This is a genomic window from Bradyrhizobium sp. AUGA SZCCT0160 (genome assembly GCF_018130105.1).
In the GTDB taxonomy this organism is placed as follows: Bacteria; Pseudomonadota; Alphaproteobacteria; order Rhizobiales; family Xanthobacteraceae; genus Bradyrhizobium.
In genome coordinates, this window is the sequence record NZ_JAFCMD010000015.1 from 1 (window position 1) to 16,154 (window position 16,154).

Here is a 16,154-nt window from a genome sequence, read left to right on the forward strand (position 1 = left end):
AGGACGGGATGGCGATAGATGCGCACTGATTTGGGTCGGACGGCAACAAGAATATTTTTGATTTACAGAAATTTTATGCTTGACATGATTTCCGTAAAACAGAAGTGATTTGCCCGTCGTGCCGTTTTGCCGCAGCTGTTCGCTACTGTAATCGTCGTCCCGGCTCAAGGCCGGGACGACGTAACTCGGACAGTGTGCCTCACTGCGGCGTCACCTTGCGCGTGACGAGATCGATGATGAATTTGCCGCGCTTCTCGTAGCCTTCAGGCACATAGGCCTCGCCGCGCGACAGCGTGCCAAAGACTTCCTTCGGTTTGGGAAAGCCCTTGCGGCAGGCCTTCCTGATCGTTGCCGCGTCGGCATGGCGAACCATCACGGTCACCGTCTGCGGCCGCGGCCCGGCCTTGATGTCCGAGACTTCGAAATATTTCGAACGCTCCTTGCAGGTGACGACGTTGGCGCCATAGGCGCGAATGGAATCCACCGCGGTGATCAGAAAATCCGGCGAAATGCTGACGTTCCTGCTGTAGTCCTGGGTGAACACGAACTCGGCGACGCCAGTTTCCAGATTGCCCTGGCCGATATGGCCGGTGATGCACATCAGCCGATCCTGCTGCGCGCTCCTCGCCAGGGTGATGCAGTCATTGACCTGCGAACCCGGCTGAAACCTCCTGAAGATGGTCTTGCCGCCGATCTGCTCGAACACGACGGCGCCGCCATTATCGGTCGCGTGCGGCTCGCATCCGCTCTCGTAATTGACCACCAGCAAGGGATTGCTCGCGGTGATGAACCGGCCGCGATGGCGATCGCCGGTCAGCTTGACGTCGCACGCGCGGTCTCCCGCATCCGGATAATTCTTCGCCCGCTTGCAGGTCGATCCCTCGATATCGGCGGCGTCGCAAAACGTCGACAGCAGCGCGCGGTCGGCATCGTCGGCGCGAGCCGGGCTGGCGAGCAGGCAGGCGCCGGCAATGGCCAGCGCGACGATGGCAGCAAACGATTTCGGCATCGGGCGGATCACGGTTTCAGTCGGCGGGAACAATTAGTTCATGTTGGCTTGGTCGGCGCAAGGCTGGGACGCGTTCACGCCGGGAACGAGTACGGCCTGTCCCGCGTTTCTCCTGCAATGCAATGGAGAATCTGATGACCAAACCGCTTGAGAAAACCATCAAGCCCGTTCCCGAGGAGAACCAGAGCCCCAAGGGGCCCGGCAGCGCGCCGAAGGTGCCGATCGACACCACCAAGGGCCATCGCGACGACGAGAAGAACAACATCCGCGAGCAGGGCGACCACGGGAATATGACGCAGAACACGAGTAATCGACGGTCGGGGTGACTGTCATTCCGGGGCGCGAAGCGAACCCCAGATGCGCAATTGCGCATCGGGGAATCTCGAGATTCCGGGTTCGTCGCTTTCGCGACGCCCCGGAATGACGGCTGAATGCGTGACGCGCATCACGTCACGCCTCTGCGCGACAACCTAGTCTGGCGGCTTCAACGTCCCCAACAGGACCACAGGAGCCGCCGCCATGAACGCCATCACTGCGCCGAAATCCCCCAGCCTCAACCGACTCGAAGGCATGACGCTGACCGCTTTGCTGCAGGCCATGCCGACCTATGCGGCTGCGGCGATGCTGCTGAAACTTGCCGGCAGTGCCCAGATCGTCAGTCCTCCCCGTGGCGCCGTGATCTTCGTCGTGATAGCCTCGTTCTTCCACGCACTGATCGTGCCCTGGCTCGCCCCGAAATACCCAAAACTGTTCAAGGCCAGTTACGAGCCGCTGTTCTTCGATGCCAGCCTGTCTTTCTCGGAGAAGGTCCTGCGCTGGCGCACCCAGCCGATGGCTTCGCTGCAACTGCTCACGAGCACGGTGATGCTGTCGCTGCTGGCGGTGGCGATGTTGAGCGCAGGGTGAACTGTCTCACCGTCATTCCGGGGCGATGCGGAGCATCGAACCCGGAATCCATGACCACGATCGGGAGTATGGATTCCGGACAGCCGCTTCGCGGCTTCCGGAATGACGACTTTAATGGCTGATCGCTACCTCTTCTTCCACCCGCCCCGATGCCCCGGCGCGCCCCCACTGGAACGCGGCGCTGGCCCGAACTCCGGCCCCGACTGGCGCGAGTCGGTGGGCTGGAAGATTTTGGTGCTGCCGCCGATGTCGGGCTTGCGCGGTTTGATGCCGCTGGGGCGGTAGGGCAGGGATTCCGGGCCGTGCATTTCGTCGAGATGGGGTTTGTGGACTTTGGAGGCGGAGGGACCGCCCGTGGGGTGCCCCTCACCCCGACCCTCTAAGAGCGAGCTTCGCTCGTCTCGACCCCGCGAAGGGCGGGGAGAGGGGGAAGAGGCACCGCTGCCGCCGCGCATTCCGAAGCCGCGCTTCTTCGAGGCGCTGGCCGGCAAATTCGCGGAGTCGCCGTATTTCTTCATGCCCGCGTACGCACCGGCTTTTGCCGCGACGCCGCGCTGCTTGATGGTGGGATCGTCGACAACAGCCAACTCCGTGGCGCGGAGGCGTTTGACTTCGTCGCGGAGGCGGGCGGCTTCCTCGAAGTTCAGGTCGGCGGCAGCTTCGCGCATTCTTGTTTCGAGATCGTTCAGCACGGTCTCGAAATTGTGGCCGATTGAGATGACGTCGTCGGCCATGCCGCCGTCACCGATTTCCACCAGCACATGGTCGCGCTCGTAGACGCTGTTCATGATGTCGCCGATGGACTTCTTGATGCTTTCGGGCGTGATGCCGTTGGCGGTGTTGTATTCGACCTGCTTTTCGCGGCGGCGGTCAGTTTCGGCGATGGCGCGCTCCATCGAGCCGGTCATCTGGTCGGCGTAGAGGATCACCTTGCCGTCGACGTTGCGCGCGGCGCGGCCGATGGTCTGGATCAGCGAGGTCTCGCTGCGCAAAAAGCCTTCCTTGTCGGCGTCGAGGATCGCGACCAGCGCGCATTCGGGAATGTCGAGGCCCTCGCGCAGCAGGTTGATGCCGACCAGCGCGTCGAATGCGCCGAGGCGCAAGTCGCGGATGATCTCGATGCGTTCGATGGTGTCGATATCAGAGTGCATGTAGCGCACGCGAATGCCCTGCTCGTGCAGATATTCGGTGAGGTCTTCCGCCATGCGCTTTGTCAGCACCGTGATCAGGCTGCGATAACCGGCCTGCGCGGTGGCGCGGACTTCGCCGACGAGATCGTCTACCTGCGTGCGCGCCGGGCGGATGTTGACCGGCGGATCGATCAGGCCGGTGGGTCGGATCACCTGTTCGACGAACACGCCGCCGCTTTCGTTCAGCTCCCAGCCTGATGGCGTCGCCGACACCGCGACCGATTGCGGGCGCATCATGTCCCACTCCTCGAAGCGCAGCGGGCGGTTGTCCATGCAGGAGGGCAGCCGGAAACCGTATTCGGCCAGCGTCGCCTTGCGCCGAAAATCGCCTTTGAACATGGCGCCGATCTGGGGAACAGTGACGTGGCTTTCGTCGGCGAAGACAAGCGCGTTGTCGGGAACGTATTCGAACAGCGTCGGCGGCGGCTCGCCGGGGCGGCGGCCGGTGAGGTAGCGCGAGTAGTTCTCGATGCCGGCGCAGCTTCCGGTGGCTTCCATCATTTCGAGATCGAACGTCGTCCGCTGCTCCAGCCGCTGCGCTTCCAGCAGCCGGCCCTGGTTGTTGAGCTGGTCGAGCCGCAGCTTCAGTTCAGACTTGATCGACTTGATCGCCTGCACCAGTGTCGGCCGCGGCGTCACATAGTGCGAATTGGCGTAGATCTTGATGAATTCGAGGTCGTCCTGCTTGTGGCCGGTGAGCGGATCGAACTCTTCGATATTTTCGACGGTGTCGCCGAACAGGTTCACGCGCCAGGCGCGGTCTTCATAGTGCGCCGGGAAAATGTCGATGACGTCGCCGCGCACGCGAAAGGTGCCGCGGGTGAAATCGGCCTGGGTGCGCTTGTATTGCAAGGCGACGAGGTCGGCGATCAATTGGCGCTGGTCGATGCGCTCGTTCTTCTTCAGCGCAAACGTCATCGCGGTATAGGTCTCGACCGAGCCGATACCGTAGATGCACGATACCGACGCGACGATGATGACGTCGTCGCGCTCCAGCAGCGCGCGCGTCGCCGAGTGGCGCATGCGGTCGATCTGCTCGTTGATCGAGGAGTCCTTTTCGATGTAGGTGTCGGTGCGCGGCACATAGGCTTCGGGCTGGTAGTAGTCGTAGTAGGAGACGAAGTATTCCACGGCGTTGTCGGGGAAGAAGCTCTTGAACTCGCCATAGAGCTGCGCCGCCAGCGTCTTGTTCGGCGCCAGGATGATGGCGGGGCGCTGCGTCGCCTCGATCACCTTGGCCATGGTGTAGGTCTTGCCGGAACCGGTGACGCCGAGCAGCACCTGGGTGCGGTCGTTGCGCTGGATGCCCTCGACCAATTCCTTGATCGCGGTCGGCTGGTCGCCCTTCGGCTCGTATTCGGACTTGATCTCGAAGCGCACGCCGCCTTCGGATTTCTCCGGGCGGGGCGGGCGGTGCGGCGTCCAGACCTTCACGCCGCCGCCTTCGCCCTTGAATTCGGGGCGGCCCTCGCGGATCAGATCTTCCAGCGCATCGGCGGTGGCCTGGACGCCGAGCGCCTCCATCTTGTTGCGCGGCGGCCGCGCCAGCGCGGCGGCGTCTTCCTCTTCGGTGGTGAAGCCGAATTGTTTTGCCAGTTCCGGATCGAGCGTCGGGATGGTCGCGGAGGTGCCGTAGTTGGCTTGCGGGGCTTCGTCGAGGCCTTCCGGATTGCTTCGGGCGCCCGGCGGCTGCGGATTCGGGCGCAGCGGTTGCGGATAGGGATCGGCGGAACTCGGCGGAAAATTCTTCGGCGTCGACGATCGCGCGCGATGCACGGCGGCTTCGCCGCCGGAACGGCGGTCCTTAGAATTATCCGGCGGCGGCTGCAGGCCGGTGCCCGAGCCCATGCCGGCATCGCCGCGGTTGATCGCGGGATTGAGCAGTTCCGCCAAAGCGGGCCCGATCGGCTGAACTTCCGGCCGGTGCGCTTTGGATTTCGGGGTTTTGCCTGATTTTCTTGGGGAGTCGGGTTTCTTCGCCATGGGGCGAATATGGGGCCAATCGGCGCGCGAAAAAAGGGCAAAGCCGGTGTTGTTTGGACGGCCGATTCAGGCCGTTCCAATGTCAGCAGATGTCAGCGTCAGGCGAAGACGTCACTGGAATCCGCACCCGTTGCGGCAGGCGAATCGGCCTTGACGATGTCGAGATGGATGCCGCCGCACTTCGTGCAGCGCATGGTCCAGTATTCGGCGCCGGCCTTGCCGGGGATGATGCGCAGCACGGCGAGGGAGGCGCTGCATTGCGGGCAGTTCGACATCACCTTGAACGATGGCTTCGCCGGTTCGGGTTCGACCTGCGACATCACAGCCGCCTGCTTCAGACCGACGCCGCCGTCGTGTAGCGCTGCCGGTTGTGGTCGATATGGGCTTTCGCATCCGCGATCGCCGCTTCCGGATCGGACCATGCAAAGCCGACTTCGACCGTCGGAAACGACAAGCCATCGATGACGACCGGCGCGAGATCGGCTCGTTGTATCCTGGCGTGCCATTGCCCTCTCCCCGCTTCGAACGACTGAATTTCAAAGCCGCCGTAAATCATGGCGTGTCTCCCGGAATGTCCCACCGAGAGCAGATCATGCTTTCCGAAAAACCGGTGTGAACCGGTTCACATCTCGCCGTGATTTTCCGGATGGAACGGCGGAACTTCAGCGGCGGGCGGCAATGTGATCGGCGAGCACGGCGGCATCGTCGCCGACTCCCGACAGGAAGGCAGAATACAGTTTCGACAGATACGGCAGGCCGAGGAAATAGAGCCCCGGCACCTCTGACACGCCACCCCGATGGACCGGTTCCCCGCTGTGATCCCGGACCGGTAGGTCGATCCAGCTGAAATCGACGCTGTAACCGGTGGCCCAGACCACCGCATGGATGTCTTCCTTACCGAGGTCGAGGCGGCGGACCGGTTCGGTGACGCTTGGCGGATCGGCCAGCACATTACGGACGGCGGGGTCAGCGGGCAGATGGAGGCCGTGCTGTTCGACATGCGCGTCCAGCATGTCGAGGAAGCCTGCGTAATAGGCATCGCCGGTCGCAAGGCTTTCGGCGAGGCCCGGGGCAATCTCGAGTACGCCATCGCGCGCCGCCAAGACCCTTCCCAGCAGCGTGATGCCGTCGGCGGCGAATCTACGGAAGTCGATGGTGTAGCCGCCATACGCGCCCGTGATCGACGGATTGACCCGGATCGGCCCGCGCTGCTCCGCCGTCATGTCGAACAGGCGAAGGGCGCCGAACCACCAGGTCAAATCCTGTCCGCGGTAGCGCCGCGGCATCCTTGTGTGCTGGCCGATCGAAAGAAAGACGCGGCGGCCGGCGCGATGCAGTTCGTCGGCGATCTGCGCGCCCGACGCGCCTCCGCCAACCACCAGCACGGCGCCCGGTGGCAGCTGGCCGGGATTTCGGTAAGCGCTGGCATGGACCTGAAACGCCGGATGATCGCGCAGCAGATCCGGCACCAGCGGCTGCTGATAGGGCCCGGTCGCGATCACGACGTTGCTGGCCTCGATGGTGCCATCCGTGCATTCGGCGATAAAGCCGGCGTTGCCGCGTTTCAAACGGGTCACCTCGACGCCGCAGCGGATCGGCGGCGCGATGAATTCGGCAAAGGCGTCGATGAATGTGACGATCTCGCCTGATGTGGCGAACGCATCGGGATCGCTGTGCGGAAAGGCAAAATCCGGCAGTTGCACCGACCAGTTCGGAAACTGGAATTTCAGCCCGTCCCAGCGTTCGCTGCGCCAGCGCTCGGCGATCCGCGCCCGCTCCAGCACGAGGTGCATAATGCCGCGCTGTTTCAGCCGGTAGCTCATCACGAGCCCGGCCTGGCCGCCGCCGATCACAAGCGTATCGATGCGTTCAATTGGCATGGCGTGGGCCCTTGCGGCGGGCGGCTGGCTCGGCCGCTGCGCGGATGATCCAGCGCCGGAACGCGACAAAGTCGCGCTGGCCGGTGCTGTATTCGCGATAGACCAGATACCAACGCATGCCCTTGGGCACGCTCAGCGCAAACGGCGCCACCAGCCGGCCGGCGGCGAGGTCGTCGTCGATATAGGGGCGGATGCCCATCGCGATGCCGAGGCCGTCGACCGCGGCCTGCAGCGCCTGGCCATAGAATTGAAATTGCGGGCCGCGCGCGCTGACGCGGGCGACGCCGGCCGCCTTCAGCCATGACGGCCAATCATCGGCCGAATGCGCAACGCGCAGCAGCGTCGGCCCCTTCAGATCGCCGGGCCGCTTGAGCGAGCTGGCAAGGCGGGGCGCGCAGACCGGCAACAGGTCGGCCGCGAACAGCGGCTCGGCGATCAGCCCCGGCCATTCGCCGTCGCCGAGCTGGATGCCGCAGCTCCAGTCCTCGCCGAACGGGGCGGCCGCGCCGCCGGTGGTGATGCGCACGTCGATGTTGGGTTCCTGCTTGTGAAAATCCGCCAGCCGCGGGATCAGCCAGCGCATTGCAAAGGTCGGCCCGACGCCGATCGTCAGCACGCGGACGGTGGAAGGCGCCGTGACCTGCGCGGTCAGGCTCGCCAGCGCGTCGAAGATCGGCGTCAGCCCGCTCTGATAGGCGCGCCCGGCCGCCGTCGTCACCAGGCGGTTGGCCTTGCGCTCGAACAGCGCCACCCCGAGCCGGTCTTCCAGAAGATGCACCATCCGGCTGACCGCCGCCGCCGATACGTTGAGCTCGCTACCTGCCGCCGCAAAGCTGCCGCTCCGCGCCGCAGCCTCGAACGCCTTGATGCCGTTGAGGAAGAGCAGCCGCCGCATTCGAACCCTCAGGAAAACTGATGCCAGGGCAAGATAACTCAGTTTGCACGTCGCGTCCAAGCGCGGCAGAAGTACCTTCGGAGATTCAAGATGACGCCGCTTTTGATCGCAGCTCTGGGTTTGCTGATGGTCGCGACAGCTTTCCTGTCGGGCCTGTTCGGCATGGCCGGTGGCATGATCCTGATCGGCGTGCTGCTGGCCCTGATGCCGCTGCCGACGGCGATGGTGCTGCATGCGATCACGCAAATGGCGTCCAATGGCTGGCGCGCCTTCCTGTGGCGCGCGCATATCCGTTGGCGGCCGGTGTTCGTGTATCTGATCGGCTGCGCGCTTGCGCTCGGGCTCTGGTCGCTCTCGCGCTACGTGCCGGACAAGCCGATCGCGCTGCTCTTGCTCGGGGTCACGCCGTTCATGGCGCGGCTGATGCCGGCGAATTTGAAGCCGAACCCCGACAGCATCTGGCAGGGCAGTTTCTACGGCTTCGTCTGCATGGGCCTGATGCTGATGACCGGCGTATCGGGTCCGCTGATGGATACGTTCTTCCTCGGCGGCAAGTTCGACCGCCGCGAGATCGTCGCGACCAAGGCGACCTGCCAGGTCGCGAGCCATCTCGTCAAGCTGGTCTATTTCGGCGGCATCATCGACCAGGCCGCGTCGCTCGATCCGGTGCTGGCGGCGGTTGCCATTGCAGCCTCGATGCTCGGCACCACGCTGGCCCGGCGCATTCTGGAAGCGATGAGCGACGCGCAGTTCCGCACCTGGGCGGGACGATTGATCACCACGGTGGCCAGCTATTACATCCTCTATGGCGGCTGGCTCCTGGTCACGCGCTCCAGCGCGATGGCATTTTGATAGCGACGGCATTTCGAACGACGGAGGGCCCGATGACGGAGACGACCGACGCACTGGTGCTCGATCTCGTCGAATGGGTAGGGCGCGAGCCGCGGCTTTATGCCGACGTGATCGAGACCTGGCGCACCTCATGCCCGCGGCTGACGATCTGGGAAGATGCGGTCGATCGCGGCTATGTCGCACGCCAGCACTTGGCCGGCCTCGGCGTGCGCGTCGCGATTACCGAAGGCGGCAAGAATTTCCTGCGGGAGCACGGCCGGGCGAATTGATCGTTTCGCGCGCGTGCGGGAAGTCATCACATTCGCTCGCGCGGGACCAATTCCATTGACTTCACGGCGTGACCCGACCACATTCATGCATCCGCATCCTTTTTGCGATGCGTGCAATCTCCTTAACGCGGGACCGTGCCAATGATCGACCTTCATTACTGGACCACGCCGAACGGCCACAAGATCACGATGTTCCTCGAAGAGACCGGGCTGAAGTACAAGATCTTCCCGGTGCAGATCGGCAAGGGCGAACAGTTCAAGCCGGAGTTTCTGGCGATCGCGCCGAACAACCGGATTCCGGCGATGATCGATCATGAGCCGAAGGGCGGCGGCAAACCGATCTCGGTGTTCGAGTCCGGCGCGATGCTGCTCTATCTCGCCGAGAAGACCGGAAAGTTCCTGCCATCAGATCTCTATGGCCGCTATGATGCGATCCAGTGGACGTTCTGGCAGATGGGCGGGCTCGGGCCGATGGCCGGCCAGAACCATCATTTCCGCAACTACGCCCAGGAAAAAATCAAATACGCGATCGACCGCTATGTGAACGAGACCAACCGGCTCTATGGCGTGCTCAACAAGCGCCTCGCCGACCGCGAATTCATCGCCGGTGATTACTCGATCGCCGACATGGCGAGCTATCCCTGGATCGTGCCCTACAAGAACCAGGAACAAAACATCGACGACTTCCCGCATCTGAAGCGCTGGCTAGAAACCATCCGCGCGCGGCCCGCGACCGAGCGCGCCTACGCGCTGGCCAAAGAGGTCAATCCGAATTTCGGCCAGCCGGTCAACCGCACCGAGGAAGAGCGCCGGGTGTTGTTCGGGCAGACCGCTGCAGTGGTGCGGTAGGCTTGCGCGCCACTCCATCCACGTCATTGCGAGCGCAGCGAAGCAATCCATATCTCCACTCGGGGATAGATGGATTGCTTCGTCGCTTGCGCTCCTCGCAATGACGGTTAGTCTGGCAGCTGTGTTTCAAACCGGCGCGCAAGCATGACTCTCAAACTCTTCGAACTCGTCGGCACCGATCCCGCCCGCCCGTTCAGTCCGTACTGCTGGCGGACGCGGATGGCGCTGGCGCATAAGGGGCTTTGCGCGGAAACCATCCCGTGGTGTTTTACGGAAAAGGACGCGATCGCGCCGCACGGATCCGAAAGGGTGCCGGTGCTGCTCGACGGCGAAACGTCCGTCGTCGATTCCTGGACGATTGCGAACTATCTCGAAGACAAATATCCGGACCGGCCGTCGCTGTTCGGCGGCGAGGGCGGCCGCGCGATGGCGCGCATGCTGAACTGGTGGGGCGATGTCACCGTGATCGGCGGCATGTCTCCGATGATCGTCGCTGACATCCCCTTGAACCTGAAGCCGGTGGACGCCGCCTATTTCCGCAAGTCACGGGAAGTGCGCTTCGGCAAGCCGCTGGAAGAGGTGGTGGCGGGCCGCGACAAGGCGGTCGAAGGCTTTCGCAAATCGCTCGACCCGTTGCGGCTGACCTTGAAGACGCAATCCTATCTCGGCGGCGGGCAACCGAACTATGCGGACTACATCGTGTTCGGCGGGTTCCAGTGGGCGCGCGTGGTCAGCCCGTTCAAGCTGCTGGGGGAAGACGATCCGGTCTATGCCTGGCGCGAGCGGCTGCTCGACGCTTTCGACGGCATGGCGCGCAAATCGCCGGGATTTGCGGTGTAGGTACGCCGTCGAATCAATTGGTCACCGCCCGCGATAGCTCGGCGGCCGCCGCCCGATCCAGGCGGCCAGGCCTTCGCGGAGGTCGCTTGTCGGCACCATGGCGGCGAACTGCTCGCTCTCGACTTGCAGCCCTTCGCCGGTGGTCATGTTCAAGCCGCGGGTAACTGATGCGATGATGCTGCCGACCGCAAGAGGCGAGTGACGCATGATCCGCTCAGCCAGTTGGCGCGCCGCCGGCAGCAATTCATCATGCGGCACGACTGAATTGACAAGCCCGATCTCCAGTGCCCGCGCGGGCGAAAAGGCATCGCCGGTCAACAGCAGCTCCAGCGCGCGCTTGCGCCCGGCCAGCCGCGGCAGGCGCTGGGTTCCGCCGAAGGTCGGTGGCATGCCGAGATTGATTTCCGGTTTTGCAAGTTGCGCCCGGTCGCTGGCGATGGCCAGATGCACCGCCTCGGTGATCTCGCATCCGCCGCCGAATGCCAGGCCATTGACCGCGGCGATCACGGGTTTTCGGAATGCTTCGAGGCGCGCGGTCATCGCCTGTCCGCGCCGGACGAAGTCGCGTATTGCCGCGTTCGGGCCCTGCCGAACGCTGCCCGAAAACTCCTTGATGTCGGCGCCTGCCGAGAACGCCCGCTCGCCGGCACCTGTGAGGATCACGGCGCCAATGCCGGCGTCGGTCTCGATCGTGTCGAGCGCGGCCATCAGGCGATCGATCAGATCGTAATTCAGCGCGTTGAGCTGGGCGGGCCGGTTGAGCGTGATCAGCGCAATCCCGTTTTTGATATCGAGCAGCACGGCGTCGGACATGATGTCTCCGCAAATATCGGTGTCGGTGGCACCTTAGGCGCGGCATCAGATTGTGTATATTCACTGGTCAGTATACATTTAAGACATGGCGAAATCGGAAACTCCCACCCGCGAGCGGATCGTCGCGGCGGCAAATGCGCTGTTCTATGCTGACGGTATTCGCGGCGTGAGCGTCGATGCGGTGGCGGCGAAGGCCGGCGTCACCAAGCGGACGCTGTACTATCATTTCAAGAGCAAGGATGACCTCGTGGCCGCCTATCTGGCCGGCCGCGATCAGCCCAATCTGACCCTGTTCAAGCAATGGTTCGCGGAGGCCGACGGTGGATTGCCGGCCAAGGTCGAGCGGATTTTCCACAATCTCGCCCGCTCGGCCCGGCATCCCAAATGGAAGGGGTGCGGCTTCCTGCGCACCTCGGCGGAGCTGGCCAACATGCCCGGCCATCCCGCGATGAAGATCGGCGCCGCCCACAAGAAGAAATTCGAGCACTGGCTGCGCGCCACGTTCGAGGCCGCCGGAATCGCCGAAGCATCACAGCTCGCCCGGCAGATATTGCTGTTGCTGGACGGATCGTTCGCCGTCGTCCTGCTGCATCGTGATGCCAGCTACATGGAGACCGCAGGTCAAGCCGCGCATGCGCTGACCAAGGCGGCGCTCCGGGGGCGGGGGAAGCCGCGAGCGCGGTAGGGGCCCCGCACCCTCACCGAGTCTCCCGGCGAAGGCAGATGCGCAATTGCGCATCGGGGGATCCATACCGCGTGATCTCTCGATAATGCAGAGTGGCCGACGCCTTTCGCAAAACAAGCGTTGGTGGCTATGGGTCCCGGCCCTCGCCGGGACGACGCAAGAATTTCGAACGCAACACGCCTCGTGTTCGCAACATCTCCACCACCTTGCCGAGATCGTCCACCACCGCTGCGCATCGCGCGCGCGACTCGTCGGTCGGCGGCACCATGTCCGGCACCATGATGGTGATCGTGCCCGCGGCATAAGCTGCGGCCACGCCGTGGTTGGAATCCTCGACGGCGACGCAGAATTCCGGGCGCACGCCAAGCGTTGACGCCGCCAGCAGATACAGATCAGGGCTCGGCTTGCCGCGCGTGACGTCGTCGCGGGTCAGGACATGCTCGAAACGGTCGCGGATTCCGGCCAGCGTCAAATGCGCGTCCGCCGTGCGACGCGACGACGAGGTCACGATTGCCATCGGACATTCGCTGCCCTGCAGCGCATCGAGCAGTTCGATGGCGCCGCGCTTCAGCGGCAGGCCGGCGCCAAGAATTTCGTCGCGCCGTGCGATGAAGGCGTCGTTGATCGCGGGCAGCGGAAAGTCCTCACCATAGCGCGCATGGAGCATGGCCTCGCAATCCGGACCGGGCAGGCCGACCATCGCATGGCACAGCGTCTCGACATCGTCGGTATAACCGAACGCGCCGAGCGCTGAGATCAGGCTGTCGAAGTAAACCCGCTCGGTGTCGAGCAGCGTTCCATCCATGTCGAGCAGAACGGCCCGGACGTCCCACCTCTCGGTCACGTTGCGGCCGCGCTGGAGGCACGCGCCGCCGCGCTGCGCAGGCAAGCCGGACACAGGCAATCGCTACCGTCCAGCGGCATCGGCATCCGGAAAGCTTCCTCGCTGCACCAGCACGGCCCGGACAGGCTGCAGGAAAACTCGGTGCCGCAGCCGGCGCAGGCGAGGCGCCGCGAGGGAGGATTGTCGGATCGATTTGTCATGAAACGAGGCGTTTTCTAACCGGGTTTTAATTCGGGGTTCATCCCGAAAGGCGTTATGCTTGCCGGCAAATCATATACCGGGGACGTGCTGAGGGAAATCCGATGGCCCGCGATTCGCAAGCCGCATTGGTGGCGCTTAATCGCTTCGGATTCGGCGCGCGCGGCGGCGCATCGGGCGATTTCGTCAACGCGGCCTCCGATCCCAGAGGTTTCGTGAAGGCGGAAATGAGCCGGCCCAACGGCGTGCTGCTTGAGGTGCCGGGTTTGCAGTCGACCGCGGCGCTCGGCAAGGCGGTGTTCGACTATCAGTTCGAGATCCAGCAGGGCCGCGACGCGGCTGCCAAATCCGCGCCGGCCGCCGCGACCGAGGGACCGCAACCGCCTGTCGAGGCGAAAGGGCAACGGCGAAACCTGTCGCTGAACAGCATCGCCATGGACATGGCGCCGAAGGAGCCGCCGGCAAAGCCGCAGGAAAACGTCAATGCGTCGATGACGCCTCCCGAGACGATGCAGCCTGCCGCGCCGAGACCGCCGCCGCAACCGCTCAACATCATCCAGAAGACGTTTCGCGCCGAAGCGCTGGCGCGGCTGCAGCGGGCCGTCATCGCCGATTGCGGGTTCGCCGAGCGGCTGGTCGTGTTCTGGTCCAATCATTTTTGTATCTCCGCCAACAAGGGCGGGGTGGCGCGGATGTGGGCGGGCTCGTTCGAGCGCGAAGCGATCCGGCCCTTCGTGCTCGGGCGCTTCGCGGACATGCTGAAGGCGGTCGAGCAGCATCCGGCGATGCTGTTCTTTCTCGACAACCAGCAATCGCTGGGGCCGGATTCGCGCGCCGGGAAAAACCGCAACCGCGGCCTGAACGAAAATCTCGCGCGCGAAATCCTGGAGCTGCATACGCTCGGCGTCGGCGGCGGCTATTCCCAGGACGATGTGACGTCGCTGGCGCGCATCATCACGGGGTGGACCTATGCCGGACGGCAGGGCCAGCTCGGCGCCCCCGGCACCTTCGTCTTCAACTCCAATGCGCACCAACCCGGCGCGCATGCCGTGATGGGTAAGAGCTACGAGTCCAGCGGCGTGGCGCAGGGCGAGGCGGTGTTGGCGGATCTCGCGCGGCATCCCTCGACCGCAAAATTCATCGCCACCAAATTCGTCCGTCATTTCGTCGCCGACGATCCGCCGCCGGCGCTGGTGGCGCGGCTGGCCGATGTATTCGGCAAGACCGACGGCGATCTCAAGGCGCTGGCGACGGCGCTGGTTGATTCCGACGAAGCCTGGAAGGCGCCGCTGACCAAAGTGCGCTCGCCGTATGAATTCCTGGTCGCGTCCGGCCGGTTGCTGGCGCAAATCCCCGGCGATGCCGGCCGCTATCTCAACGGCCTCAACGTGCTGGGTCAGCCATTATGGGCGCCCGCCGGCCCGAATGGGTTTCCCGATAGCAACGCAGCATGGGCGGCCCCTGAAGGCATGAAGCTGCGGCTCGATATATCGGCGCAGATCGCCTCGCGCCTCGCCGACACCATCGATCCGCGCGACCTGCTTGAACTCGTCGCTGCGGACGCAGCGTCGATCGAAACAAGGCGCACGGTCGAGCGCGCGGAATCGCGGCAGCAGGCGCTGGCGCTGCTATTGATGTCGCCGGAATTCCAGAGGAGATGACGCCAATGGAAACGACATTAGCGAAAACGGATTGCTGCGAAAGCCCGACATCTCCTTCGCGCCGTGCGGTGTTGCTCGGCGGCGCTTCCTTTGCGGCCTGGGCTTATTTGCCGAAATTCGCGCGTGCCGCCGATGGGCGCGATCCGCGTCTGGTCGTCGTCATCCTGCGCGGCGCACTGGACGGCCTTGCGACAGTAGCCCCGATCGGCGACCCTGATTATGCCGGCCTGCACGGCTCGATCGCGCTGACGCCCGGCGGACCCAACGCCGCGCTGATGCTGGATTCGTTCTTCGCGCTGCATCCGGCGATGCCTGAATTCGCGCGGATGTACCGCCAGAAGCAGGCCGCGGTGATCCATGCGGTCGCGACCTCCTATCGCGAGCGCTCGCATTTCGACGGCCAGGATGTGCTCGAAAGCGGCTTTGCCGGACCGGGCCGGGTGCAATCCGGCTGGCTCAACCGCGCGCTGGAAAACTTGCCGAAAGGCGAACGCGTGACGAGCGCGCTCGGCGTCGGCCCGACCACGCCGCTGGTGCTGCGCGGCGCGGCGCCGACCGTCGGCTGGACCCCGGTGGCGTTGCCGCAGGCCGCCGAGGACACCGCAATGCGCCTGATCGAACTCTATCGCCACCGCGATCCGGCGCTGGCGGCGGCGTTGACACAGGGCCTTGCGCTCGACAAGGCGGCGCAAGGCGACGACATGAAACCAAAGCCGGGCACCAATGGTGTTGCCGCGATGCGGCTGGTGGCGCGCGGCGCGGCCAAGCTGATGGCGGCCGATGGCGGTCCGCGGATCGGCGCGCTCGCCTTCGACGGCTGGGACACCCACGCCAATGAAGGCGGCCCGGTCGGCCGCCTGGCGCAGCTGTTGTCGGGCCTCGACGGCGCGCTCGCCGAGTTCGAAAGCGGGCTCGGCGCACGCTGGCGCGACACGGTCGTGGTCGTCGTCACTGAATTTGGCCGCACCGCGCGCATCAACGGCACCGCAGGCACCGACCATGGCACCGGCACCGTGGCGCTGCTCGCCGGCGGCGCGGTGAAGGGCGGCCGGGTGATCGCGGATTGGCCGGGGCTGAAGGTAGCCAATCTCTATCAGGCCCGCGACCTCGCCCCGACCACGGACCTGCGCGCGGTCATGAAGGGTGTGCTGCAGGACCAGTTCGGGCTGGCCGAGCGCGTGCTGGCGGAGACGGTGTTTCCGGACAGCGCGTCAGTGAAGCCGATGAAGGGGTTGATGGCGTGATTGGGTAACGTCATTCCGGGGCGCATCGAAGATGCG

The 16,154-nt window shown here is 64.4% G+C and carries 18 protein-coding genes; 9 read left to right on the top strand and 9 right to left on the bottom strand.

The features are described from left to right. Positions 1-199: 199 nt before the first annotated feature. Positions 200-1,009: a hypothetical protein gene (locus JQ558_RS22740; protein WP_212295199.1), complete on the bottom strand. Its 810-nt coding sequence runs from the start codon at positions 1,007-1,009 to the stop codon at positions 200-202. Between the two features lie 134 nt (positions 1,010-1,143). On the opposite strand from JQ558_RS22740, the gene JQ558_RS22745 reads away from it, so the two are divergent. Together JQ558_RS22745 and JQ558_RS22750 are read left to right on the top strand one after the other, a co-directional pair. Continuing rightward, positions 1,144-1,335 carry a hypothetical protein gene (locus JQ558_RS22745; RefSeq protein ID WP_212295201.1) on the top strand — a complete coding sequence of 64 codons (192 nt, stop codon included), beginning with the start codon at positions 1,144-1,146 and terminating at the stop codon, positions 1,333-1,335. Between the two features lie 193 nt (positions 1,336-1,528). Further along, complete coding sequence (locus tag JQ558_RS22750) at positions 1,529-1,915, top strand: hypothetical protein (protein WP_212295203.1); 387 nt, start codon at positions 1,529-1,531, stop codon at positions 1,913-1,915. Positions 1,916-2,040: 125 nt separating this feature from the next. On the opposite strand, the gene uvrB is transcribed toward JQ558_RS22750, so the two are convergent. The 5 genes from uvrB to JQ558_RS22775 form a co-directional block, all read right to left on the bottom strand. Continuing rightward, a complete protein-coding gene (gene uvrB, locus JQ558_RS22755; RefSeq protein ID WP_212295205.1) occupies positions 2,041-5,088 on the bottom strand; it encodes an excinuclease ABC subunit UvrB in 3,048 nt (1,015 codons plus the stop codon). 98 nt (positions 5,089-5,186) lie between these two features. Further along, a complete protein-coding gene (locus JQ558_RS22760) occupies positions 5,187-5,408 on the bottom strand; it encodes a hypothetical protein (protein WP_212295207.1) in 222 nt (73 codons plus the stop codon). 14 nt (positions 5,409-5,422) lie between these two features. Further along, positions 5,423-5,644 carry a hypothetical protein gene (locus tag JQ558_RS22765; RefSeq protein WP_212295208.1) on the bottom strand — a complete coding sequence of 74 codons (222 nt, stop codon included), beginning with the start codon at positions 5,642-5,644 and terminating at the stop codon, positions 5,423-5,425. Between the two features lie 106 nt (positions 5,645-5,750). Continuing rightward, entirely contained in the window at positions 5,751-6,968 is a 1,218-nt protein-coding gene (locus JQ558_RS22770; protein WP_212295210.1) for an NAD(P)-binding domain-containing protein, read from the bottom strand. Beyond that, a complete protein-coding gene (locus JQ558_RS22775) occupies positions 6,958-7,863 on the bottom strand; it encodes a LysR substrate-binding domain-containing protein (RefSeq protein WP_212207205.1) in 906 nt (301 codons plus the stop codon). Before JQ558_RS22775 ends, JQ558_RS22770 begins: the two co-directional genes overlap by 11 nt. Before the next feature lie 90 nt (positions 7,864-7,953). On the opposite strand from JQ558_RS22775, the gene JQ558_RS22780 reads away from it, so the two are divergent. The 4 genes from JQ558_RS22780 to JQ558_RS22795 all read left to right on the top strand — a co-directional run bounded on the left by JQ558_RS22780 (position 7,954) and on the right by JQ558_RS22795 (position 10,673). Then, positions 7,954-8,715 (top strand): sulfite exporter TauE/SafE family protein, encoded by a 762-nt coding sequence (locus JQ558_RS22780; protein ID WP_212295212.1) that lies wholly within the window; start codon positions 7,954-7,956, stop codon positions 8,713-8,715. A 32-nt stretch (positions 8,716-8,747) separates the two neighbouring features. Further along, positions 8,748-8,984 carry a hypothetical protein gene (locus JQ558_RS22785; protein WP_212295214.1) on the top strand — a complete coding sequence of 79 codons (237 nt, stop codon included), beginning with the start codon at positions 8,748-8,750 and terminating at the stop codon, positions 8,982-8,984. A gap of 141 nt (positions 8,985-9,125) precedes the next feature. Further along, positions 9,126-9,833: a glutathione binding-like protein gene (locus tag JQ558_RS22790; protein ID WP_212273928.1), complete on the top strand. Its 708-nt coding sequence runs from the start codon at positions 9,126-9,128 to the stop codon at positions 9,831-9,833. A gap of 144 nt (positions 9,834-9,977) precedes the next feature. Next, positions 9,978-10,673, top strand: coding sequence for a glutathione S-transferase family protein (locus JQ558_RS22795; protein WP_212295237.1), 696 nt, complete (start codon positions 9,978-9,980; stop codon positions 10,671-10,673). Between the two features lie 21 nt (positions 10,674-10,694). On the opposite strand, the gene JQ558_RS22800 is transcribed toward JQ558_RS22795, so the two are convergent. Continuing rightward, positions 10,695-11,486, bottom strand: coding sequence for a crotonase/enoyl-CoA hydratase family protein (locus tag JQ558_RS22800; protein WP_212295239.1), 792 nt, complete (start codon positions 11,484-11,486; stop codon positions 10,695-10,697). A gap of 85 nt (positions 11,487-11,571) precedes the next feature. Between JQ558_RS22800 and JQ558_RS22805 the strand changes: the two genes are divergently transcribed. Further along, positions 11,572-12,171: a TetR/AcrR family transcriptional regulator gene (locus JQ558_RS22805; RefSeq protein ID WP_212295241.1), complete on the top strand. Its 600-nt coding sequence runs from the start codon at positions 11,572-11,574 to the stop codon at positions 12,169-12,171. Between the two features lie 127 nt (positions 12,172-12,298). On the opposite strand, the gene JQ558_RS22810 is transcribed toward JQ558_RS22805, so the two are convergent. Beyond that, positions 12,299-13,015 carry an HAD family phosphatase gene (locus JQ558_RS22810; protein ID WP_212295362.1) on the bottom strand — a complete coding sequence of 239 codons (717 nt, stop codon included), beginning with the start codon at positions 13,013-13,015 and terminating at the stop codon, positions 12,299-12,301. Then, complete coding sequence (locus tag JQ558_RS37340; protein ID WP_249142591.1) at positions 13,012-13,215, bottom strand: cysteine-rich CWC family protein; 204 nt, start codon at positions 13,213-13,215, stop codon at positions 13,012-13,014. Before JQ558_RS37340 ends, JQ558_RS22810 begins: the two co-directional genes overlap by 4 nt. A gap of 102 nt (positions 13,216-13,317) precedes the next feature. On the opposite strand from JQ558_RS37340, the gene JQ558_RS22815 reads away from it, so the two are divergent. After that, positions 13,318-14,874, top strand: a complete 1,557-nt coding sequence (locus tag JQ558_RS22815) for a DUF1800 family protein (RefSeq protein ID WP_212295243.1) — start codon at positions 13,318-13,320, stop codon at positions 14,872-14,874. A gap of 5 nt (positions 14,875-14,879) precedes the next feature. After that, entirely contained in the window at positions 14,880-16,118 is a 1,239-nt protein-coding gene (locus JQ558_RS22820; RefSeq protein WP_212295245.1) for a DUF1501 domain-containing protein, read from the top strand. Positions 16,119-16,154 lie beyond the last annotated feature (36 nt).